The 22,844-nt window shown below is 37.2% G+C and carries 24 protein-coding genes; 23 read left to right on the top strand and 1 reads right to left on the bottom strand.

Annotated elements, in window-relative coordinates; translation table 11 throughout:
- Nucleotides 1-70 precede the first annotated feature (70 nt).
- From N8M16_RS06005 to N8M16_RS05895, 23 genes are all read left to right on the top strand, one after another.
- Nucleotides 71-1,105 carry a hypothetical protein gene (locus N8M16_RS06005; RefSeq protein ID WP_261061956.1) on the top strand — a complete coding sequence of 345 codons (1,035 nt, stop codon included), beginning with the start codon at nt 71-73 and terminating at the stop codon, nt 1,103-1,105.
- Complete coding sequence (locus tag N8M16_RS06000) at nt 1,102-2,526, top strand: hypothetical protein (RefSeq protein ID WP_261060565.1); 1,425 nt, start codon at nt 1,102-1,104, stop codon at nt 2,524-2,526. Before N8M16_RS06005 ends, N8M16_RS06000 begins: the two co-directional genes overlap by 4 nt.
- Nucleotides 2,527-2,552: 26 nt before the next feature.
- Nucleotides 2,553-3,773, top strand: coding sequence for a DNA cytosine methyltransferase (locus tag N8M16_RS05995; protein ID WP_261060564.1), 1,221 nt, complete (start codon nt 2,553-2,555; stop codon nt 3,771-3,773).
- A gap of 70 nt (nt 3,774-3,843) precedes the next feature.
- Nucleotides 3,844-5,421, top strand: coding sequence for a hypothetical protein (locus N8M16_RS05990; RefSeq protein WP_261069804.1), 1,578 nt, complete (start codon nt 3,844-3,846; stop codon nt 5,419-5,421).
- Nucleotides 5,422-5,552: 131 nt separating this feature from the next.
- Entirely contained in the window at nt 5,553-6,140 is a 588-nt protein-coding gene (rpoE, locus tag N8M16_RS05985; protein ID WP_031227756.1) for a DNA-directed RNA polymerase subunit delta, read from the top strand.
- A 236-nt stretch (nt 6,141-6,376) separates the two neighbouring features.
- Complete coding sequence (locus N8M16_RS05980; RefSeq protein ID WP_261069803.1) at nt 6,377-7,984, top strand: CTP synthase; 1,608 nt, start codon at nt 6,377-6,379, stop codon at nt 7,982-7,984.
- A 119-nt stretch (nt 7,985-8,103) separates the two neighbouring features.
- Nucleotides 8,104-9,177 (top strand): N-acetylmuramoyl-L-alanine amidase family protein, encoded by a 1,074-nt coding sequence (locus N8M16_RS05975; RefSeq protein ID WP_261069802.1) that lies wholly within the window; start codon nt 8,104-8,106, stop codon nt 9,175-9,177.
- 249 nt (nt 9,178-9,426) lie between these two features.
- Nucleotides 9,427-9,726 (top strand): DUF4651 domain-containing protein, encoded by a 300-nt coding sequence (locus N8M16_RS05970; RefSeq protein ID WP_261057895.1) that lies wholly within the window; start codon nt 9,427-9,429, stop codon nt 9,724-9,726.
- Complete coding sequence (locus N8M16_RS05965; protein ID WP_000615777.1) at nt 9,723-10,040, top strand: thioredoxin family protein; 318 nt, start codon at nt 9,723-9,725, stop codon at nt 10,038-10,040. The genes N8M16_RS05970 and N8M16_RS05965 overlap by 4 nt, the downstream gene beginning before the upstream one ends.
- Nucleotides 10,041-10,054: 14 nt before the next feature.
- The gene (ytpR, locus tag N8M16_RS05960) at nt 10,055-10,681 is read left to right on the top strand and encodes a YtpR family tRNA-binding protein (protein WP_049550617.1); all 627 of its coding nucleotides are present in this window, start codon (nt 10,055-10,057) and stop codon (nt 10,679-10,681) included.
- Between the two features lie 41 nt (nt 10,682-10,722).
- Nucleotides 10,723-11,484, top strand: coding sequence for an SDR family oxidoreductase (locus N8M16_RS05955; protein ID WP_078237992.1), 762 nt, complete (start codon nt 10,723-10,725; stop codon nt 11,482-11,484).
- Between the two features lie 76 nt (nt 11,485-11,560).
- Entirely contained in the window at nt 11,561-11,956 is a 396-nt protein-coding gene (locus N8M16_RS05950) for a single-stranded DNA-binding protein (RefSeq protein ID WP_000282439.1), read from the top strand.
- Nucleotides 11,957-12,043: 87 nt separating this feature from the next.
- A complete protein-coding gene (locus tag N8M16_RS05945) occupies nt 12,044-13,009 on the top strand; it encodes a substrate-binding domain-containing protein (protein ID WP_020903141.1) in 966 nt (321 codons plus the stop codon).
- Nucleotides 13,009-14,346, top strand: coding sequence for a sensor histidine kinase (locus tag N8M16_RS05940; RefSeq protein WP_020903142.1), 1,338 nt, complete (start codon nt 13,009-13,011; stop codon nt 14,344-14,346). The genes N8M16_RS05945 and N8M16_RS05940 overlap by 1 nt, the downstream gene beginning before the upstream one ends.
- Complete coding sequence (locus tag N8M16_RS05935; protein WP_261069801.1) at nt 14,321-15,004, top strand: response regulator transcription factor; 684 nt, start codon at nt 14,321-14,323, stop codon at nt 15,002-15,004. Before N8M16_RS05940 ends, N8M16_RS05935 begins: the two co-directional genes overlap by 26 nt.
- A complete protein-coding gene (locus tag N8M16_RS05930) occupies nt 15,001-16,293 on the top strand; it encodes an ABC transporter substrate-binding protein (RefSeq protein WP_033676310.1) in 1,293 nt (430 codons plus the stop codon). Before N8M16_RS05935 ends, N8M16_RS05930 begins: the two co-directional genes overlap by 4 nt.
- A gap of 160 nt (nt 16,294-16,453) precedes the next feature.
- A complete protein-coding gene (locus N8M16_RS05925) occupies nt 16,454-16,891 on the top strand; it encodes a PTS sugar transporter subunit IIA (protein WP_020903145.1) in 438 nt (145 codons plus the stop codon).
- A gap of 26 nt (nt 16,892-16,917) precedes the next feature.
- The gene (locus N8M16_RS05920) at nt 16,918-17,412 is read left to right on the top strand and encodes a PTS sugar transporter subunit IIB (protein WP_020903146.1); all 495 of its coding nucleotides are present in this window, start codon (nt 16,918-16,920) and stop codon (nt 17,410-17,412) included.
- Nucleotides 17,413-17,435: 23 nt separating this feature from the next.
- On the top strand, nt 17,436-18,278 hold the full coding sequence (locus tag N8M16_RS05915) for a PTS mannose/fructose/sorbose/N-acetylgalactosamine transporter subunit IIC (protein ID WP_261069836.1): 843 nt from the start codon (nt 17,436-17,438) through the stop codon (nt 18,276-18,278).
- Complete coding sequence (locus tag N8M16_RS05910) at nt 18,259-19,113, top strand: PTS system mannose/fructose/sorbose family transporter subunit IID (RefSeq protein WP_033683132.1); 855 nt, start codon at nt 18,259-18,261, stop codon at nt 19,111-19,113. Before N8M16_RS05915 ends, N8M16_RS05910 begins: the two co-directional genes overlap by 20 nt.
- Before the next feature lie 253 nt (nt 19,114-19,366).
- The gene (groES, locus tag N8M16_RS05905) at nt 19,367-19,651 is read left to right on the top strand and encodes a co-chaperone GroES (protein ID WP_000917323.1); all 285 of its coding nucleotides are present in this window, start codon (nt 19,367-19,369) and stop codon (nt 19,649-19,651) included.
- 23 nt (nt 19,652-19,674) lie between these two features.
- Nucleotides 19,675-21,297 (top strand): chaperonin GroEL, encoded by a 1,623-nt coding sequence (groL, locus tag N8M16_RS05900; RefSeq protein ID WP_261069800.1) that lies wholly within the window; start codon nt 19,675-19,677, stop codon nt 21,295-21,297.
- Between the two features lie 137 nt (nt 21,298-21,434).
- Nucleotides 21,435-22,202 (top strand): epoxyqueuosine reductase QueH, encoded by a 768-nt coding sequence (locus tag N8M16_RS05895; RefSeq protein ID WP_000567567.1) that lies wholly within the window; start codon nt 21,435-21,437, stop codon nt 22,200-22,202.
- Between the two features lie 70 nt (nt 22,203-22,272).
- On the opposite strand, the gene ntdP is transcribed toward N8M16_RS05895, so the two are convergent.
- Entirely contained in the window at nt 22,273-22,806 is a 534-nt protein-coding gene (ntdP, locus tag N8M16_RS05890; RefSeq protein WP_000775316.1) for a nucleoside tri-diphosphate phosphatase, read from the bottom strand.
- Between the last annotated feature and the right edge of the window lie 38 nt (nt 22,807-22,844).

The following is a 22,844-nucleotide window of genomic DNA, read 5'->3' as shown; positions in this document are numbered from 1 at the left end:
AGAAACACGGTGATGAGCCGTGTTTTTTGGTATAATGGTAGAGTTAAGAAAAGTTAGAAAGAGATTTTTTATGACTGCTCTGCATAAGAACACAAATGCAACTTCCTCTGCATTTGGATGGGATTTTCAATATAATCTTGCGTTATACCTAGTTATGGATCAAGAATTAACTCAAGTTGAAAAGTTTAAAGTTGAAGGTCAAACAGAGGATATTGAGATATACTTTCGTAACAAGGAGCCAATTTATATACAGGCCAAAGCTCAGGAAAATCCATACTCAAGTCATACAACAACTCAACATTTGAATAATGCGATTAATTCTTTAGTCAATGCAGTATATAATGTTAACGAGAAATATAGTGAAGTCATTTACGGAAATAATATTGAAGTTCCCATAAGAGCAAATAAGTACCCAGATTTATTTAAAGGATCTAGGGTGAACTTGAAGTATAATGAACTTCCTGATACTCATAAGAAAAAAATTGATTTAATATTTGACAAAACAACTGTTGCAATTGATTTTGAGAAGCTAAAACAAAATATTCGTATCCTAAAAATTACTTTTCATGGGAGTGATGACGAAACACGTTATCGACTTATTAGTGAAAAAGTAATTAATCGTTTAAATGAAATTGGTCTCCAAAGATATAAAGCTGTTAAAATTTTTTCTCATTTACAGAATGAATTTAAGAACAATGCTTCTCAAAGAATTGATTTATCAATTGAAAAATTAGGCTGGTTAATTATACTTTATAGTATTAATGCTGAGGAGAATACAGTTTATGAGGTATTTGATATTCCTCAGATTAATGAAATTAGTCTGAAAACAGACTTTTCTGAATTGATTTTGAATAAATCACTAGATTTTGAATTTGTTACTTCCGTTATAACTGATTTTAACAAATTTTCTTTGACTAGTTCTACTCGGAGAGATACCGCTAAGAATTTCATCAATGAGAATTATGGTAAATATAGAGAAGATATTCTAAACGTACATAGCGGAATATGTGGCAGTCTTTTAGATGATTTAACAAAAGTGATATTATTTCAAATTTTATCTTCACACTCTGATATAAAGAGTGTTAGAACAGGGCTGAATATATGAATTTTAAGTCACTAGAGATTATAAATGGATATGAGAAAAAATTATTTGAATTTGGTAAGAAGACAGAAATTTATAGTGATGTCAATAGTGTAGGTAAGTCAACTTTGTTGAGATTATTATTTTATGCAATGGGATATTCTATACCATCTACAAAAAAAATTAGATTTTCAAAGTTACAAACAAAATTAATCATTGAGACAGATCAATTAGTAACCTTGCAACGAAAAAATAATAACATAACAATAGAAATCGGAGGAGAAACAGAGTATTTAGAGTTACCAAGGGATTTATACTATGTTTTAGGGAAGATTTTTAAAATATGTAATATAAACGTTTTAGAAAGCCTTTTAGGTTGTATATATCTGGATCAAGATAAAGGATGGACTCTACTAAATAGAGGAACGGTTATAGGTGGTATAAAATTTAAAGTTGAAACCTTAATTGAAGGGATTTCTGAAAAAGATATATCACATTTAAGAGTTGAAGCAAATAAAATTGCTCTAGAGTTAAATAAATTAAATGAATTGCAGAAAATTATTTTATTTCAGAGTGAAAACTTTGATTTAATGGATAAAAGTAATTTTCATATCAATAAGATATCGGATTTAGAAAACAAACTTTTAATAACTAGAAATAACAAAAATGAGTTATTAAGAAAACAGTCTATTTTGAAAAATATTTTGGCTAAAAATGAAGATTATCTTAAGTATGTTGAAAGCTTGGGATTAAGTGTTCGTTGTCCAGATGGAAGTATAGTAGAATTAACTCGAGACAATATCTCAGGTTTTGAGGAAACGCAGACGGTAATTGAACTGCGAGTATTTCATTTAGGTCAAGAACTAGAAAAATTACAAAAAAAAGAAATTGAGTTAGAGCAAGAGATCAATAATTCTCAGTACCTTGTAAAAGTTGAAAATCCCATTGAGCTTTTTGAACAACGATTGCAGCTTATTACAGCACCAAAAGAAGTTGTTTCTTCAGAAATTAAAAGACTTAAGGAATACAAAAAAGAAATTGAGGATAAAATAAAGTTTTCGTTACGCGATGATACTAACCAACAAATTTTTGATAATATTTTAAAATTTGCAAGAAAATTAAATGTTGTAGACTATTTAAATTCAGATAAAAATTTTGTATTCACATCAGATTTAAAGTCATTGAGCGGTTCGATATTACATAAAATTGTATTTTGCTATAAAATGGCATACATAATTGAAATTCAAAAATATATTGGACTAACTCTTCCAATTGTTTTAGATTCTCCAAGTGGTAGAGAAGTAGATCAAAAAAATATAGAAGATATGTTTGATATTTTAAACGATGAATTTAGAGATAATCAAATTATTATTGCTTCAATTTTTAAGTATAGTAGATTTGATGTAGATACACTAATAGAATTACAAAGAAATTTACTTGAATAATAGATTTTTAGAAAGCAGGTAACTACATGACAAATTCTGTAAGTTCGCACCGACCTGAGAAGTACAACATTGCAGCCTTCTTCTCAGGTGTTGGGGGAATTGAGTTGGGATTTGAACAAACCAACGAGTTCAGAGTGGTGTATGCCAATGAATTTGATAAGTATGCACGTCAGACTTATCACTTAAACCATCCAGATACCTTTTTGGATGGTCGTGATATTCACGATGTTCAGCCAGAGGACATTCCGGCTGAGCGCGTGGATGTGATTATGGGAGGTTTCCCTTGTCAGGCCTTTAGTATTGCGGGTTACCGTAAGGGCTTTGATGATGATCGAGGCGATCTTTTCTTTGAGTTGCTTCGCATGATTGAGGGATGCAAACCTCGTGCTATTTTCATCGAAAACGTCAAGAATATGGTCGGTCATGACCATGGCAATACCTTTAAGGTTATTCGTGAAGCCTTGACCGAGAACAACTACTTTATCAAGTGGAAGGTTCTCAACGGAAAAGACTATGGAAATATCCCACAAAACCGTGAGCGGATCTACATTGTCGGCTTTTATACTAAGGAAGCTTATGACTTGTTTGAATTCCCAGAGGAAATCAAGCTGACGACTTCTCTTCAGGATGTGATTAACTTTGGTGATAAGCTAGATGAGGTCTACTACTACCGTGAAGGCAAGCAGAATTTCTACGACCAGTTGAAATTTGAAGTCACCAGTCAAGATACGGTTTACCAATGGCGTCGCCAGTATGTTCGTGAAAATAAGAATGGCGTTGTCCCAACCCTGACAGCCAATATGGGGACAGGTGGACATAATGTTCCATTGATTCTGACAGACAGTGGGGAGATTCGTAAGCTAACTCCGAAAGAAACTTTTAACGTTCAAGGTTATCCTAAATCCTTTAAAATCCCAGAAGAGGTTTCGAATGGTCAGTTATACAAGCAAGCTGGAAACAGTGTTGTTGTGCCCGTGATTAAACGTATCGCGGAAAATATTGCCAAGGCTTTAAATGAAAGTCAGGGGCAATCTCAACTTGAACGCTCAGGAAAAATTGCCATTATCTACACCAAGATGAATGGACAATTTGAAGGGCAGTCCTATGTTAAGGACTTTGTAGATAGCTATGATCAAGCTCTTGAAAAAATCAAGTCTTATAACGATGGTTTAGCCCTTCTGTCTGGTGAAGATTATTTAAAATTGGTTAAAAAACGAGGAAATCTCGAATTTTACAGTATTAATTGACGAATATATAAGAGGGTTAGTGAAAAACTAATCTTCTTTTGATATACTGAAAATAGAAAAGAGGGTGCTTATGTGGGAACATCTAAAGCCTGAACAAAAAGATAAATACAAAACCTTAATTACTAACTTCGCTAGCTTGAGCCAAGCTTTCTCTCAAAAGGCAGAATCTGAAGATGAGGGACAAACAGAGAATTATGTTGCTCCGATTGTCAACTCCAAATTTCAGGAGACTGTTTTTCAAAAAGCCTTTAATGCCGTTGGAGAAGATATCGCCAACACCTCCTATGATGCCTCTGTCGTTGTAGATGAAAATCACAAATACCTAGTGGGTATCAAGTCTTTTGGAATTAATTCTGGAGACCAAAAAATCGCTCAGTTTAAGAAGGATTCTCAAGATTGGACGGACTTGTTGGGTGATATCAAATTCCATGCAGATATTTCAGCAGATAAAGAAACAGCAGACAAGAAAAACTATCAACGCTATGAAGAGTTGGCACGAAAAATTGCGACTTTGAGAAATCAGAGAATCGAATCTTCTAAGGCACAAATCAAGGGATTTAGTTCGGACTCGGTCAATGTTGAAGCTGTTTATCACGTTCTTATGCCGACACCGAAGGGAGAGAATCCTAAGATTTTTGTTGGGGAGACGACTTATTTGCCAGTCGATATTGATAATCTGGTCATTGAAGGATCAACTACTAAAAACAATCCAACCAATTTTCGATTTACGGATGGACAACATCATTACAAGTATACAGCAGCTGACAGCCAGCTCCACATGACTTTTAATAATAAGGACATTGTAGTAGATACTTGGGACGTCCATTATATTGAAGATCCTTTTTCGCTCTTTGAAAACCTTCATTTACTGACAGCTGAAAAGGATAAAACCGATGTCCTAGAAACGGTATCTTGGGTTATCACAGACAAACATGGAAATGTGGAAGAAAACTCTGGTTTCAATGCCTTTAACGGAGGATCAAAACTAGCTAAGAAAGATCGTCTGCCACGGATTCTAAAGATTCAGGAAAAATTCAAAGACAGTTTGGCTCCAGAAGAACTAGCCTTTGTGACTTTTTCCTTAGAAGAAATCCTCTTGAAAAAGTGGACTGGCAAGGAAGAAAAAGTTCAGATGAAGGCGATTCGTGAGGATTTGATTCACTTTGTCCACAATACTGGCAATAAAAAACTCATCAAAGAGATTGAACAGCTGGTTTATCGTCCAGTTAGTGAAGTCTACATTCCTCTGCCAGACTCTAAGAACTTCCATGATGAAAGACCGGATTTCTTTGGTTCTGGATTTGGGACTTTTGAACCTGGAACTAAGAAATTGGCTTTATCTAAAGAAGAAAGAACTTTTAAACTACGCTTTTTATCTTCTGGGGATGTTATTAACGCCTATATAAATCAAGAAGCTGGAAAGGCAATTCAGTCAACTGATAAGCAAGAAATCCTTGGGAATTGGATCTTGCGTGGTGTTTTCCAGTTGAAAGAACGAGAAGTCTTGACAGGCCAACGACTCAATGAACTGGAAATCAACGGTATTCGTTTAACCAAGTTTAAAAATGGGGAAATCGGGATTGAATTTATCTGGATTGATATTGAAAATCCACCAAGCGACACCATCGGCTGGGTAGTAAAGAAATAAAAAGTCCTGTCACTTTCTCCCATTTAACCTTTGACTATTCTGCAAAATTATCGTAAAATAAAGAGTAAATGATAAAATGAGGTCAGAGTCTGTTCGCTCTGGCGATAGTAGTATAAATGAGGAGAAACGCTTTGGAATTAGAAGTATTTGCTGGGCAAGAAAAAAGTGAACTATCTATGATTGAGGTAGCGCGTGCTATCTTGGAACTTCGTGGTCGCGATCATGAGATGCATTTTAGCGATCTTGTAAACGAAATTCAAAACTACCTTGGAACATCAAACAGCGATATCCGTGAAGCCTTGCCTTTGTTTTACACAGAGTTGAACTTTGACGGTAGCTTCATCTCTCTTGGGGACAACAAATGGGGTCTTCGTTCATGGTATGGTGTGGACGAAATCGATGAAGAAATCATCGCTCTTGAAGAAAATGACGACGATGAAGTAGCACCAAAAGCTAAGAAAAAACGTGTCAATGCCTTCATGGATGGCGATTCAGATGCTATTGACTACAATGCAGATGATCCAGAAGATGAAGATGCATACGAAGCAGATCCTGCTCTTTCATACGATGATGAAAATCCAGATGATGAGAAAAATGAAGTGGAAGCTTACGACGCAGAAATCAACGAAATCGCCCCTGATGACTTGGGTGAGGACGTGGATCTCAACGAAGAAGACGATGAGTTTTCAGATGATGATTCTGAAAACATCGAGGAATAAAAGTTAGCTATTGACAATTATCCTATTTTTAGGTATCATATTGTTCGGGCACCTCTTTTAGAGGTCGGGGCTCCCTAGTTCTTAGGGAGCTATTTTTGTTTTTTCAAGAAGTTATCTTCTTGTATTTTGGTTGTGAATCTGGTGCAGTTGTCCCAGATTATTCTTATTAGTAGGGTCTTGTTTTCTATGTCCCCTCGTAGTTGACAAGACCTTGAGCATTTTAGAAAGAGGAATCTATGTCTACGAAATATATTTTTGTAACTGGTGGTGTGGTATCGTCTATTGGGAAAGGGATTGTGGCAGCGAGTCTGGGCCGTCTCTTGAAAAATCGTGGTCTCAAAGTAACTATTCAAAAATTTGATCCTTATATCAATATCGATCCGGGAACTATGAGTCCTTACCAGCACGGGGAAGTTTTTGTGACAGATGACGGAGCTGAGACAGATTTGGACTTGGGTCACTATGAACGTTTCATCGATATCAATCTTAACAAATATTCCAACGTGACAACTGGTAAAATTTACAGTGAAGTTCTTCGTAAGGAACGTCGTGGAGAATACCTTGGGGCAACTGTTCAAGTCATTCCTCATATTACAGATGCTTTGAAAGAAAAAATCAAGCGTGCCGCTCTAACGACTGATTCTGATGTCATTATCACAGAGGTTGGTGGAACTGTTGGGGATATTGAGTCCTTGCCATTCTTAGAGGCCCTTCGTCAGATGAAGGCAGATGTGGGGGCGGACAATGTCATGTACATCCATACAACCCTGCTTCCATACCTCAAGGCAGCTGGTGAAATGAAGACCAAACCAACTCAACACTCTGTAAAAGAATTGCGTGGATTGGGAATCCAGCCAAATATGTTGGTTATTCGTACAGAAGAGACAGCTGGTCAAGGAATTAAAAACAAACTGGCCCAGTTCTGTGATGTAGCACCAGAAGCCGTTATCGAATCGTTGGATGTCGAACATCTTTACCAAATTCCACTGAACTTGCAGGCACAAGGTATGGACCAAATTGTTTGTGACCACTTGAAACTAGACGCACCTGTAGCGGATATGACAGAGTGGTCAACTATGGTGGACAAGGTCATGAACCTCAAGAAACAAGTTAAAATTTCCCTTGTCGGTAAGTATGTGGAGTTGCGAGATGCCTACATCTCAGTGGTCGAAGCCTTGAAACACTCTGGTTATGCCAACGACGCAGAAGTGAAAATCAATTGGATCAATGCCAATGATGTGACAGCAGAGAATGTGGCAGAGCTCTTGTCTGATGCGGACGGAATCATCGTACCAGGAGGTTTTGGTCAACGTGGTACGGAAGGTAAAATCCAAGCCATCCGCTATGCGCGTGAAAATGATGTTCCAATGTTGGGTGTCTGCTTGGGCATGCAGTTGACTTGTATCGAGTTTGCTCGTCACGTTTTAGGACTTGAAGGTGCTAATTCAGCAGAGCTTGCACCAGAAACAAAATACCCTATCATTGATATCATGCGTGATCAGATTGATGTTGAGGATATGGGGGGAACCCTTCGCTTGGGACTTTATCCATCTAAGTTGAAGCGTGGCTCTAAGGCAGCGGCTGCTTATCACAATCAAGAAGTGGTGCAACGCCGTCACCGTCACCGTTATGAGTTTAACAACGCCTTCCGTGAGCAGTTTGAGGCAGCAGGCTTTGTCTTCTCAGGTGTTTCTCCAGACAATCGTTTGGTCGAAATTGTGGAAATTCCTGAAAATAAATTCTTTGTAGCGTGTCAGTATCACCCTGAACTGTCAAGCCGTCCAAATCGTCCAGAAGAACTCTACACTGCCTTTGTCACTGCAGCAGTTGAGAACAGTAATTAGCCAAATCAGAACCTTTGAGAAGAATCTCAGAGGTTTTTTGCTTGCATATTTAGGATAATATTTGCAATTTAAAAACATAGTGATATAATTAACATAAAAAATCCTAAGGAGGATCTACGATGAAAAAAATCACATTATTTGGTTTGTCTCTAGCTGGTCTAGCTTTACTGGCTTTTCCACATTCAGGTCAGGCATTTGAGCTTAAAGAAGAATGGGTTGTTAAGTGTGGAGTACAGTATCAAGATGGCAAGATTCTTCGGTTTAACAATGGTCATGAAGTGGATATTAAAGTCCTGGATTTACCAAAAACTGAGAAAATCGAGTGGACGATTAGTCTCGATGGTCAAGATCAGACTGTCAATTTCCTAGGTCAAGAAAAGGACAAGTCTATGATTGGTGTCGAGGGACGTTACCTGAATTTCTATGTTCCCTATGGCTATAGAGGAAATATCAAGGTAGAAGCTAAGAGCGGAAACGAAGTGAAGACCTGGTCAACGAAAGTTGTGGATGATATTCATAATGATAGTGGAAAGAGAGGCTACTATCATATTAAAGAATCAAATGATCAATACACCTACCTTGATACAAAATGGGACTATCAAACCAAGACTTACACTGCTACCTTACCAGAGACTGTCAATGGTCAAAAAGTATATGCTTGGGCAGACTATGACAATAGTGAGTTGAAACTTGAAAAACTAAAATCTATCGGTCACAAATATGATGGAGGATCTTTCAAAGAACTTTATCCGATTGTAAAAGCAGAAAGTTGGCTAAAATCAAACCAAAACTGGTACTATCAAAAACAAGGTCAATTAGTACAGAAGGATTGGGTTTATGACAAAGGAGCTTGGTACTTTATGAATGATAAAGGAGTCATGTTCAGTCAAACTTGGCTCTATCAAGGTGGTAACTGGTATGCCTTTAAATCATCAGGAGCTATGATTGCGAGTGACTGGCTTTACGACCAAGGCAAGTGGTACTATTTATCAGCTTCAGGAGCCATGAAAGCAAGCACTTGGGTTTATGACAAGGGAGAATGGTATTATGTAAGTTCTTCTGGTGCCATGCGAGCGAATGATTGGGTCAAAGATAATGGCAAGTGGTATTATCTAGCTTCATCAGGTAAGATGCTTCGCAATACCTACACGCCTGATGGTTACTACGTTGGGAACTCAGGTGCCTGGCAATAAGAATAATACTCTTCGAAAATCTCTTCAAACCACGTCAGCTTCATCCACAACCTCAAAACAGTGTTTTGAGCTGACTTCGTCAGTTCTATCTACAACCTCAAAGCAGTGCTTTGAGCAACCTGCGGCTAGCCTCCTAGTTTGCTATTTGCTTTTCATTGAGTATAAGAAGTCCTTTTCCTTAAAGGAAGAGGCTTTTTACTTGCTTTTCTGCTGCTTCCTCATTTGTCCTAAAGCCTTTTTTGTGTTAAAATGAATGGTATGAAAGCTAAAAAAATGTGGATGGCAGGTCTGGCTCTGCTTGGTATTGGGAGCCTTGCCCTTGCTACGAAAAAAGTTGCAGATGACCATAAGCTCAGGAAGACTCAGGAAGAGTTGACAGCGATTGTACGAGACCATTTTTCAGACATGGGGGAAATTGCGATCCTCTATGTTCAAGTCTATAAAAGCAGTCTAGAGAGCTTGGTTGGTGGCGTCATTTTTGAGGATGGCCGTCATTATACCTTTGTCTATGAAAATGAAGACCTAGTCTATGAGGAGGAAGTTTTATGATACAACCAGCAAGTTTAGAAGAATTAGCATCCTTAGTAGAAAAAGATGGCAAGAAGGTCTTTCTTTTTGTAGCAGACTGGTGTGGTGATTGTCGTTATATCTATCCTGCCTTGCCAGAAATTGAGGAGACCAATCCAGAGTTCACCTTTATTCGAGTGGATCGAGACCAGTACATGGATCTAGCTAAACTCTGGGATGTTTACGGAATCCCTAGCCTTGTTGTTCTAGAAAAGGACAAGGAAATCGGCCGTTTTGTCAATCGCGACCGTAAAAGCAAGCAACAAATTAATGACTTTTTAGCAGGACTGAAATAGGAGAAAAGAAAACAATGATTTTTACATATAACAAAGAACATGTCGGTGATGTCCTTATGGTCATCGCGAAAAATAGCGGAGATTCCAAACTAGATGTGGAGCGTAAAGGCAAGGTAGCCCGTGTTTTTCTCAAAGATAATGGGGAAACAGTGGCTTGGAATATTTTTGAAGTTTCAAGTTTATTTGAAATTGCAGAGCGCGGTCAAGTCTTTTTATCAGATGAACAGGTCGCTCGTTTGAACCAAGAATTACAGGCGGAAGATTTTACAGAAGAAATTGTCAATGACAAGGAACCTAAGTTTGTTGTTGGTGAAATTGTCGAGATGGTAGCCCATCCTGATAGTGACCACCTCAACATCTGCCAAGTTGCAGTTGCAAGTGACAAGACAGTGCAAATTGTTGCCGGAGCACCTAATGCGCGTGTCGGTCTGAAAACCATTGTAGCTCTTCCAGGGGCTATGATGCCCAAAGGCAATCTTATTTTCCCAGGCGAACTTCGTGGTGAAAAAAGTTTTGGCATGATGTGCAGTCCTCGTGAATTGCAGCTGCCAAATGCTCCGCAAAAACGTGGTATTATTGAATTATCAGAAGACCAAGTTGTCGGAACTCCATTTGATCCAGCTAAGCACTGGACTCTTTAGGAAGTTGTCAGTATCTGAATCACCAGATAGAAGGAAATAAGATGGCAAAAAATGTTGTGATTACAGGAGCGACATCAGGTATTGGTGAAGCAATTGCGCGTGCTTATCTGGAGCAGGGTGAGAATGTCGTTCTAACTGGACGACGGACAGACAGGTTAGAAACCCTTAAGTCGGAGTTTGCAGAAACTTTTCCAAATCAAACCGTCTGGACCTTTCCACTGGATGTGACGGATATGGCTATGGTAAAGACTGTTTGCTCTGACATTCTAGAAACGATAGGGCGGATTGATATCTTAGTCAACAACGCCGGACTGGCTCTAGGTTTAGCACCCTATCAGGACTATGAAGAGTTGGATATGTTGACCATGTTGGATACCAATGTCAAAGGTTTGATGGCAGTTACTCGCTGTTTTTTGCCAGCAATGGTAAAAGCAAATCAAGGACATATCATTAATATGGGCTCAACCGCAGGAATTTATGCCTATGCAGGTGCAGCAGTTTATTCAGCTACCAAGGCAGCAGTTAAGACCTTTTCAGATGGACTGCGAATTGATACCATCGCAACGGATATCAAGGTGACGACTATTCAACCGGGAATTGTCGAAACAGATTTTTCGACGGTACGTTTTCACGGTGATAAAGAACGAGCTGCGTCTGTTTACCAAGGAATAGAAGCTTTGCAAGCTCAGGATATCGCAGACACAGTAGTCTATGTGACCAGTCAACCTCGTCGTGTGCAGATTACAGATATGACCATCATGGCCAATCAACAAGCGACAGGTTTCATGGTTCATAAAAAGTAAAAAATTTTCTCGAAAAGTTACAAATTTCTGTAACTTTTTTGATTTCCTACGAATAGATAAGTAGGAGGAAGAAAATATGTATAATAAAGTTATCTTGATTGGACGTTTAACGTCTACACCAGAATTGCACAAAACCAACAATGACAAGTCAGTAGCGCGTGCAACCATTGCTGTGAATCGTCGTTACAAAGACCAAAATGGGGAGCGCGAAGCTGACTTTGTCAATATGGTTCTATGGGGCAGACTAGCAGAAAGCTTGGCCAGCTACGCAACTAAAGGAAGTCTCATTTCAGTGGATGGAGAACTTCGTACCCGTCGTTTTGAGAAAAATGGCCAGATGAACTATGTGACTGAAGTACTTGTCACAGGATTCCAACTTCTGGAAAGTCGTGCCCAACGTGCCATGCGTGAAAATAATGCAGGCCAAGATTTGGCGGATTTGGTCCTGGAAGAGGAAGAATTACCATTTTAAACATTGAAAAGTCTGAGTTGTTCTCAGGCTTTTTTATAATGTCTAAATGTGTTACAATGAACTAGTTGAAACTTTTTGGAGGTTGGAATGAGTAGAGAATATACAAGAACAATCGTCAAAATTATATTTTGTACAGTAGTCGTATTTGTTTTTGCGATTTATACTCATGTGAGTCAGACAGATCCTATTCCGGGACAAATAAAAGTTGGAGCGACTTATATGACGATGAATAGTGAATTTTATAGACATTTACATAATGAGATTCAACGCTATTCTGATTCAGAAGGTCAGATATTGTATACTCGGGACGCAGAGATGAGTGAAGAGAAACAGAGTAAACAAATTGATGAGTTTATAGAGAAGCGAGTGAATGTTATTGTTATTAATCCGGTTAAGAGTGATAGCGAGCAAATTGTAGAAGCGTTAAGTAGGGCAAAGAATTTTGGAATTAGAGTTATAGCAGTAGATAGTCAGTTGAATAATATAAAAGTTGATACGAGTATAGTTTCTGATAATTACCATGCTGGGATATTAATTGCCAAGGATTTGATGAAACGTACCTCAAATGCTCATATTCTTTTGTTAACGCACAAAGATGCTTTATCAGCCAATCAGAGAATAACTGGTTTTTTGGATACAATAAAATCAGAAGAACATTATCAAATTATCTCAGAAAGAGAAACGGTTGGTCAAACAGAGTATGCTATGACTACTGTAGGTGATGCGTTATCTGAAGGTTTACAATTTGATGCTATAGTGGCTTTAAATGATAGAGCAGCTATAGGAGCTTTAGCAGCAATTAAAGAATTGAAAGTAACTTCAAAAAAACTTATTTACGGAATAGATGGTTCACCAGATATGAAGCATTTATTAGCTACAACAGATGAAGTTACGGGAACGGTTGCTCAATTTCCATCTCATATGGGTAGAAAAGTATCGGAAACAATAGATTTATTAGTAAAAAAAGAAGAAGTTGAAGAATTATATACTATACCTGTACAATTTGTTGATAAAAATAATATAATTCAGTTTGATATTAATGGGTGGCAGTAATGAAACAGGTAAAAGGTGTCCAGTACTCTATAATTTTGCTTTTATTAATTAATTTTCTAACCATTATATACAATGGAGCTTTGTATATACAGATTACAAACTATGTAATTTCAAAGGGACAGATGATACTCTTATTGGGAGAATTAAACAATATTTCAAAATCACCTGACCAGATTTTTTGGTATTCAATTATCTTTTTTGTCGGTATTATTTTTATATCTACCTATAAAATGTATTCAACTGAGAAAAAATGGCCAATTTTTTCAAAATGGAATTTGTTTGAAATAGTATTAATGATTGGTGTTATATGGTCACAAAATCTGTCATACAATGGAATAATATTATTAGTTTTTGCTGATATATTCTATAGTTCAAGAGAGTTTCAAGACTCTGATAGTAAACGTTCTTGGATTATTTTTATTTTCTTGAGTTTTTTAATGTTACTTTTAACAGACTATGAAATCTTGTCACTATTTATAAAAGTTCCATCTCTTTCTACCTATATCCAATTTTACCCATCGTCCATACGAGGTGTAGTGTTATTTTTAGAAAATGCATTGACGTCATTAAACGTTATTATTTTCATCATCTCTTTATTGTCTTATATCCTATACGTGATTAAAGAGCACCATAATATTGAGGAAGAGCTTAAAATGTTATCTAGAGTCAACACTGAATTGAATCATTACATATCGTTATCAGAGAAAATTGCTGAAGATCGAGAAAGGAAAAGAATTGCTCGGGAAATTCATGATACTCTAGGTCATGCGTTGACAGGAATTTCAGCAGGGATTGATGCTGTTTCTGTACTAATTGATGTTCATCCTATCCGTGCTAAAGAACAGTTGAAAAATGTTTCAAATGCAGTTAGAGAGGGGATAAAAGATGTTAGGGGATCATTACATAGACTAAGACCAGGAGCTTTGCAAAATAATGGTTTAAAAGATGCTCTAATATTAATGATTAGTGAGTATGAGTCTCTATCAAAACTCTCTGTCGATCTAAAATATGAATGGGGGAATATTGATTTAGATGTTATGCAGGAAGATACTATTTTTAGGATTATACAAGAATCTATGACAAATTCTGTTCGTCACGGACATGCTAGTAAAATGAGCATTCGCTTTATGAGTGAGGATAACAACATAATAGTTTTGCACGATAATGGAATAGGTTTTGACGACTTACAAATTGGGTATGGCTTGAAACAAATGAGAGAGCGAGTTTCTATTTTAGGTGGTTCTATTCATTTTGAAAATAGGGAAGGATTTTACACTAAAATAGTTTTTCCAAAAATAGGAGGTGAAGTATATGATAAAGGTAATGATTGCAGATGATCAGGCGTTAATTAGAGAGTCTTTGCAGATCATTTTATCAGTATATGCTGATATTGATGTTGTATCCGTCGTTGGTGATGGTATCGAAGCTATGGATAACATTATGACTGTAAAACCGGATATAATTTTAATGGACATTAGAATGCCTAGAATGGATGGAGTATTGGCTACAAAAGAAATCAAAAAACTTTTTCCAAATATAAAAATTATAATCTTAACAACATTTGATGACGACGAATTCATTTTTAGTGCTTTAAAATATGGTGCATCTGGCTATTTATTAAAAGGAGTTTCAACCGACGAGTTATATCAAGCCATTCAGACAGTGTATAAAGGTGGAGCTATGATTAATCCTAATATAGCCAGTAAGGTATTTCAATTGTTCTCGCAGATGGCACAGACCAATTTTTCTATTACTGTGAAGGAAGAGAATATTGAAAATATATCACTGACAGAATGGAAAATTATTCAGCAAGTGGCATTTGGAGAATCAAATAAGGAAATTGCCAGTAATCTTTTTTTATCCGAGGGAACAGTGCGCAATTACCTTTCTATCATTCTTTCAAAACTAAATTTGAGAGATAGGACACAGTTAGCCATATGGGCTGTACAAACAGGTGTGACACAAAAGAATTTTTCGAAGGAAATTGATAAATGAAAGTAAAGCAATTGTTTCTAGCGATACTGTTTGTGCTAAGTTGTTTGAGTTTATTCCTTATTTGGGAAAACAAGCAGATAAAGATTATTAGACTGGGTTTTTATTCTGATTCTAGTTGGGGAATTCCTACAGGGAATAACAGCTATGTACTAGATGAGGCTATTAAGAAATTTGAAGAGCTTCATCCAGGAGTTAGGATTGTATATGATTCAGGTATTCCCAAGGAGGAGTATTCTAATTGGATTTCAAGTCAAATTTTAAAAGGTTCTGAACCAGATGTCTTTCTATTATCAAGCGACCAATTATCTTTATTTGCATCAAAAGGTATTTTAAAAAACCTAAATTCCTATCTGTCTCAAGAAGATGCCTCTAATTTCTATGATGTATCTTTGCAGGCAGCAAAATACGGAGATGATTTATACGGTCTTCCATATGAAAGCAATCCCATGTTGATGTGTGTAAATCAAGATTTACTTTTAAAAGAGGGGATTGAAATTCCTAAAGTAGGGTGGACACAGAAAGATCTCTATGAGATTAGTAAAAAAGTTACAAAAGATACCGATGGAGATGGAATCGTTGATCAATTTGGGATAACAGGATATAGTTGGAAAGAATCTCTAGCAGCCTTTGGAGTTACTATTTCTGAGAGTGGGATTCCTCGTATAGATTCGTCAGAAATGAAGGATGCTTTATCCTATATAAGGGGATTGAATCAATTAAACGGACGCTACAAAGTAACCTATAAAGATTTTGATGAAGGACATGTGGCCTTTTATCCAATGAGTTTGGCACAATATCGTACATATAAACCTTTTCCTTATCATGTGGCCAAATATACAAATTTTAACTGGACATGTATTTCGTTGCCAACGACTAAGGAAGACATTCGTTCGACTGTAACAGATACTTCCTTATACGTGGTTTCTTCGCGTGCTCGCAATTCAAACCTTGCCGTATCGTTTATAGAATTTTTAACAATTAATCGTGAAATTCAACAAAATTTATTTAATAAGGGTCAAGGAAGCTCAGTATTACCAGAGGTAGTAACTAGTTTGAAAAGTGAAGAGTTGATGAAGAAAGGAATGATTGGTCAAAATGCCTTAACGACTACTTCACTGGATTATATAATGAAAAATTCAATTACAACTATTTCAAAAGGGATAGATTCAAAATCATTAGTTGGAATAGAAGAAAGATTAGAAGCATTATCTATGGATGAAAATAACACGGATATTGAAGGTAGTCTTATTAAGTTACAAAAAGAACTAGATATAGGAACCCTTAAATAGATATCAAGATTATTATTTCTTAAATAATACGAACATGGCAGATGTCTTTATTGACATTTGTCATTTTTTTATTGACATTTATCAATAAACTTTTGTGACATTTAACAATTATAAAGTGAAGATAAGGATGATAGAATAAAATCAATAAAAGGAGGGAAATATGAAGTATTTGATATTAGTCAGTCATGGAGGGCTCGCAGAGGGATTGAAATCATCTCTTTCTATGTTTGCTTCGGATAAGGTAGATGATGTCATAGCGATTGGCTTAAAAGATGGAGAAAGTCTTGCAGGTTTTTCTGTAGAGGTCAAGAATGTTATTGCATCTCTGGATGAAAATGATTCGGTTCTTGTTTTAGCAGATATTGTTGGGGGAAGTCCTTTAACAACTGTTGCAACAGTATTAGAAGAATTTGGAAAATTAGAGAATGCAACTATTTTGGGAGGTATGAACTTAACAATGGCACTTACAGCAGTGGTGATGAAAGACATTCTGACCGGAAGTGAACTTGTTTCTACGATATTAAACGAATCATCCTCAGCTCTACAGGAATTTGAAGTCGGATCGGATGATAATCTTAATGAAGAAGACGATATTTAGTTGTATAAGGAAAGGAATAAAAAATTATGGTAGTAACATTTGTACGAATTGACGATAGAATGATTCATGGACAAACAGTCACTAGATGGGCAAAAGAACATCCATGTGATGGATTAATTGCAGTAAATGACGCTGCTGCATCTAATAAGGTTTTAATTCAGGCATATAAAGGTGCGTCAGATAAAAAAACATTTGTTTGGACAAAGGAAGCGTTTAAAGAAAAATCATCTAAAGTAACAGAATCGGATAGTAGATATTTTTTAATTACTAAGAATCCAATTGATATGAAAGAAATTTTAGTAGACCAGGGCTTTATTCCAGGAGATGTTAAAGAGATTATTGTAGGACCTGCTAACGATAGACCAGGTGCTATCAAGTTGGGAAATAATCAATCAATTACTCAAGAGGAAGCAGTTGCACTAGAAGCAATTGAAAAAGCAGGATATAAAGTTAGATTCCAATTATTACCAGATGTATCTATTGGCTATTGGAGTGATTTTAAATCAAAATTTGGATTTTAATAATGAAATAAGGAGACAAAATGATGGAAATTTCTTGGATTCAAGCAGCTCTTTTAGGATTGTTTGCAAGTTTAGCATCGATGCCAGGTATGGGGGGATCCAGTATTGGTAACTATACTTTGGGGCGTCCATTAGTTGGTGGTTTAATTGTAGGTTTAATATTAGGAGATATAACAACAGGGGTAATCGTTGGTGTGGCTTTACAGGTATTATATATTGCCTTAGTGACACCTGGTGGAACTGTATCTGCCGATGTACGGGCAATTTCTTATATCGGAATTCCGTTATCTATCCTATTTGTTCATGCAAATAATATTTCAGGTGAAGTAGCGATTGCAGCAGTAGCAGCGCCAATTGGAGCCGCGGTTGGAACAATTGGAACTGTTTTATTCTATGGTACAGCTACTATGAATTTGCTTTGGCAACACATTGGATGGAAAGCTGTAGAGAAAGGTGATTTTAAGAAGTTATATGCTGTTGATTGGGTATATCCTTGGATTTCACATTTTATCTTTTCTTTCTTACCAACAATGATTATTACAAAATTTGGACCAGATATGGTTGATCTTATGAAATTATATCTTCCGATGGATGGTTTTGTAATGAAGTCTCTATTTACTGTAGGAGCACTCCTTCCATGTGTGGGTATTGCAATACTTTTGAAACAAATTGTTACAAAAACAACAGACTTTATTCCTTTCTTTGTCGGGTTCACGTTAGCAAAATCTTTAGGCTTGAACTTAGTAGCAAGTGGTGTTGTGTCATTAATTTTTGCAGTAATTTATTATGAATTAGAAGTTATTAAATCTGCCCGTACGACAGCAGTTGTCAGTGATATGGGATTTGATGAAGAGGAGGATATTTAGAATGAGTCGAAAAAAAATATCAAGAAAAACATTGACAAAATCATTTCACCACTGGTTCTATGGACATCTGACATGTTTTTCTCAAGAACATATGCAAACTTTTGGATATTTAACTTCTATGCTTCCAATTGTAGAAGAAATGTATGATACTAAGGAAGAACAAAAAGAAGCTATGCAAACATACACAGCATTCTTTAATACTGAGCCACAGTTGGGTTCTCTAGTAGTTGGGATAACAGCTGGTTTGGAAGAAGCGCGTGCAAATGGAGATGCCGTAGATAGTGAAACTATCAATGGAATGCGAGCTGGTCTAATGGGACCTATTGCAGGTATTGGAGATTCACTTATTGTAGGAACATTAATTCCTGTTCTTTTGGGGATAGCTCTAGGTCTTTCTAAAGGAGGAAATATTTCTGGTGCAATATTCTATATTATTGCATGGAATCTATTAGTCTATCTTGGAATGCGTTTTGCTTATTTTAAAGGATATGAACTTGGAGATAAAGCAGTAGAATTTTTAGTAGGTCCTAAAGGTCAGGCGCTAAGAAAATCAATTAGTGTTGTTGGTGGTATGGTCATAGGAGCTGTTGCAGCAACTTGGGTATCTGTCACTACGGCGCTAGAGCTGAAAAATGGAGATGGAGAAACATTTTTAAACTTACAAGAAAAGATTGATGGTGTTTATCCAGGTCTTTTAACAGCAGGTTTTATTGTTCTATGTTGGTGGCTGATGGCTAAAAAGAAAGTTTCTCCAAATTGGGTGATGCTATTATTGGTAGTTATTGCACTTGTAGGAGTAGCCTTAGGATTTTTCAATCCAGGATTGAAATATTAATAGTATGTAAAAAAGCAACGGTTTATAATCGTTGTTTTTTATATATGCGTAATATAAGGATTTAGAGTTTCGGTATTTTTATAAAAGAATTAACGAAAATGCTAATTCCATAAATCATGTTCGTTAAAAATCTACATTAGAAAGTCAGACTTTTTTCTTGACTATTTCTGACCAAGTGATACAATAGAACTATGAATTAGCACTCAGATATAAAGAGTGCTAATGATATCTATCTTATTATGGAGGAAATCAGATGTTGAAACCGTTAGGAGACCGTGTGGTCTTGAAAATCGAAGAAAAAGAACAAACTGTTGGAGGCTTTGTCCTTGCAGGTTCAGCCCAAGAAAAAACAAAAACAGCCCAAGTTGTAGCTACTGGACAAGGTGTTCGTACCTTGAACGGTGACTTGGTTGCTCCAAGTGTTAAAGCTGGAGACCGTGTCTTGGTTGAAGCTCACGCAGGTCTTGATGTCAAAGATGGCGATGAAAAGTACATCATCGTAGGCGAAGCTAACATCTTGGCTATCATTGAAGAATAGAAGAATAGAAGGAGAAAGTAAGTATGTCAAAAGAAATTAAATTTTCATCAGATGCCCGTTCAGCTATGGTTCGTGGTGTCGATATCCTTGCAGATACTGTTAAAGTAACCTTGGGACCAAAAGGTCGCAATGTCGTTCTTGAAAAATCATTCGGTTCACCCTTGATTACCAATGACGGGGTGACCATTGCTAAAGAAATCGAATTGGAAGACCATTTTGAAAATATGGGTGCCAAATTGGTATCAGAAGTAGCTTCTAAAACCAATGATATCGCAGGTGACGGGACTACGACTGCAACAGTCTTGACCCAAGCTATCGTCCGTGAAGGAATCAAAAACGTCACTGCAGGTGCCAATCCAATTGGCATTCGTCGTGGGATTGAAACAGCAGTTGCTGCAGCAGTTGAAGCCTTGAAAAACAATGCTATTCCTGTTGCCAACAAAGAAGCTATCGCTCAAGTTGCAGCCGTCTCTTCTCGTTCTGAAAAAGTCGGTGAATACATCTCTGAAGCTATGGAAAAAGTTGGCAAAGATGGAGTCATCACTATCGAAGAGTCACGTGGTATGGAAACAGAGCTTGAAGTTGTTGAAGGAATGCAGTTTGACCGCGGTTACCTTTCACAGTACATGGTGACAGATAGCGAAAAAATGGTAGCTGATCTTGAAAATCCATACATTTTGATTACTGATAAGAAGATTTCAAATATCCAAGAAATCTTGCCACTCCTAGAAAGTATTCTCCAAAGCAATCGTCCACTCTTGATTATTGCGGATGATGTAGATGGCGAAGCTCTTCCAACTCTTGTTTTGAACAAGATTCGTGGAACCTTCAACGTGGTAGCAGTCAAGGCACCTGGTTTTGGTGACCGTCGCAAAGCCATGCTTGAAGACATTGCCATCTTAACAGGCGGAACAGTTATCACAGAAGACCTAGGTCTTGAGTTGAAAGATGCTACAATTGAAGCACTTGGTCAAGCAGCGAGAGTAACTGTGGACAAAGATAGCACGGTTATCGTAGAAGGTGCTGGAAATCCTGAAGCGATTTCTCACCGTGTTGCAGTTATCAAGTCTCAAATCGAAACCACAACTTCTGAATTTGACCGTGAAAAATTGCAAGAACGCTTGGCGAAATTGTCAGGTGGTGTAGCAGTCATCAAGGTCGGAGCTGCAACTGAAACTGAGTTGAAAGAAATGAAACTCCGCATTGAAGATGCCCTCAACGCTACTCGTGCAGCTGTTGAAGAAGGAATCGTTGCAGGTGGTGGAACAGCCCTTGTAAATGTTATCCCTGCCGTAGCTGATTTGGAATTAACAGGAGATGAAGCAACAGGACGCAATATTGTTCTCCGTGCCTTGGAAGAACCTGTTCGTCAAATCGCCCACAATGCAGGATTTGAAGGCTCTATCGTTATCGATCGTTTGAAAAATGCTGAAGTTGGTACAGGCTTCAATGCAGCAACTGGCGAGTGGGTCAACATGATTGAAGAGGGAATCATCGACCCAGTTAAAGTGAGCCGTTCAGCCCTACAAAATGCAGCATCTGTAGCCAGCTTGATTTTGACAACAGAAGCAGTCGTAGCCAATAAACCAGAACCAGTCTCCCCAGCTCCAGCCATGGATCCAAGCATGATGGGTGGGATGATGTAAGCTTTCTATAGAAAACAACTTATAAAAAACACAAAAGGAGGGAATGGCTATTCCTCCTTTTTATGCTATTCACTTCTAAATTGATTTGAGCTCTCCTAACTTATATGATAAAATAAGACTAGAAAAAGGAGAAGAACATGATCGATGTAGAAGAAATTCTGAGCAAGATGAACCCCAATCAGAAGATTAATTATGACCGTGTCATGCAGAAGATGGTACAAGTATGGGAGAAAAATGAGCAACGGCCAACTATTCTCATGCATGTTTGCTGTGCCCCTTGTAGTACCTATACACTAGAATATTTGACCAAGTATGCAGATGTGACCATCTATTTTGCCAATTCTAATATCCATCCCAAGGCAGAATACCATAAGCGGGCTTACGTCACCAAGAAATTTGTTAGTGATTTTAATGAGCGGACAGGAAATACGGTTCAGTACCTAGAAGCTCCCTACGAACCCAATGAATACCGAAAATTAGTTAGGGGACTAGAGGAAGAGCCTGAAGGTGGCGACCGTTGTAAGGTTTGCTTTGACTACCGACTGGATAAGACAGCTCAAGTGGCTATGGATTTAGGTTTTGACTACTTCGGTTCGGCTTTAACCATCAGTCCTCATAAAAATTCTCAAACCATCAACAGCATCGGAATCGATGTGCAAAAGATTTATACCACTCACTATCTTCCAAGTGATTTCAAGAAAAATCAGGGTTACAAACGTTCAGTAGAGATGTGTGAAGAGTATGATATCTACCGTCAATGTTATTGTGGATGCGTCTATGCAGCCCAGGCTCAGAATATTGACCTTGTTCAGGTTAAGAAAGATGCTACAGCTTTCTTGCTGGATAAGGATGTTGAAAAAGACTATTCCCACATCAAATTTACAGTTACAAAATTAGATATATAAGGATAAGCCCAGCTGTAAAGCTGGGCTTTTAAAATAAAAAAACCGGGGCCTTAACCCCAGTTTGACAACTTTACCGATTCTTTAGTTCTACATAGCGCTTGTACCAAATGTTTACATAGGCTTCTGAGAAAGGACCACGTCCATTATTAATCCAATCAACAAGAATTTTGACATGTTCTTTTAAAATATAGTCCAAGTCATCAGAATAATTCATTTTGCGTTTGTGACGCTCATACTCCTCAACGTCCAAGAGACGTTTCTCTCCATCTGTAAAAATTTTAACATCCAAATCGTAATCAATATACTTCAGTGCTTCTTCATCCAGATAGTAGGGGCTAGCCATATTGCAATAGTAGGAAATTCCATTATCGCGAATCATGGCAATGATATTAAACCAATATTTCTTGTGAAAGTAAACAATAGCCGGTTCTCGAGTGACCCAACGACGACCATCACTTTCGGTAACCAGTGTATGATCGTTGACACCAATAATGGCGTTTTCTGTTGTTTTTAGTACCATGGTGTCCCGCCAAGTTCGGTGGAGACTCCCATCATGCTTATAACTTTGAATTGTAATAAAGTCGCCTTCTTTTGGAAGCTTCATAACTAACCAACTTTCTACAATTTATAAGTTTATCGTTT

The sequence above is a fragment of the Streptococcus mitis genome (assembly GCF_946188375.1).
Taxonomy (GTDB): Bacteria; Bacillota; Bacilli; order Lactobacillales; family Streptococcaceae; genus Streptococcus; species Streptococcus mitis_CX.
This window is presented reverse-complemented; position numbering and strand designations above follow the sequence as displayed.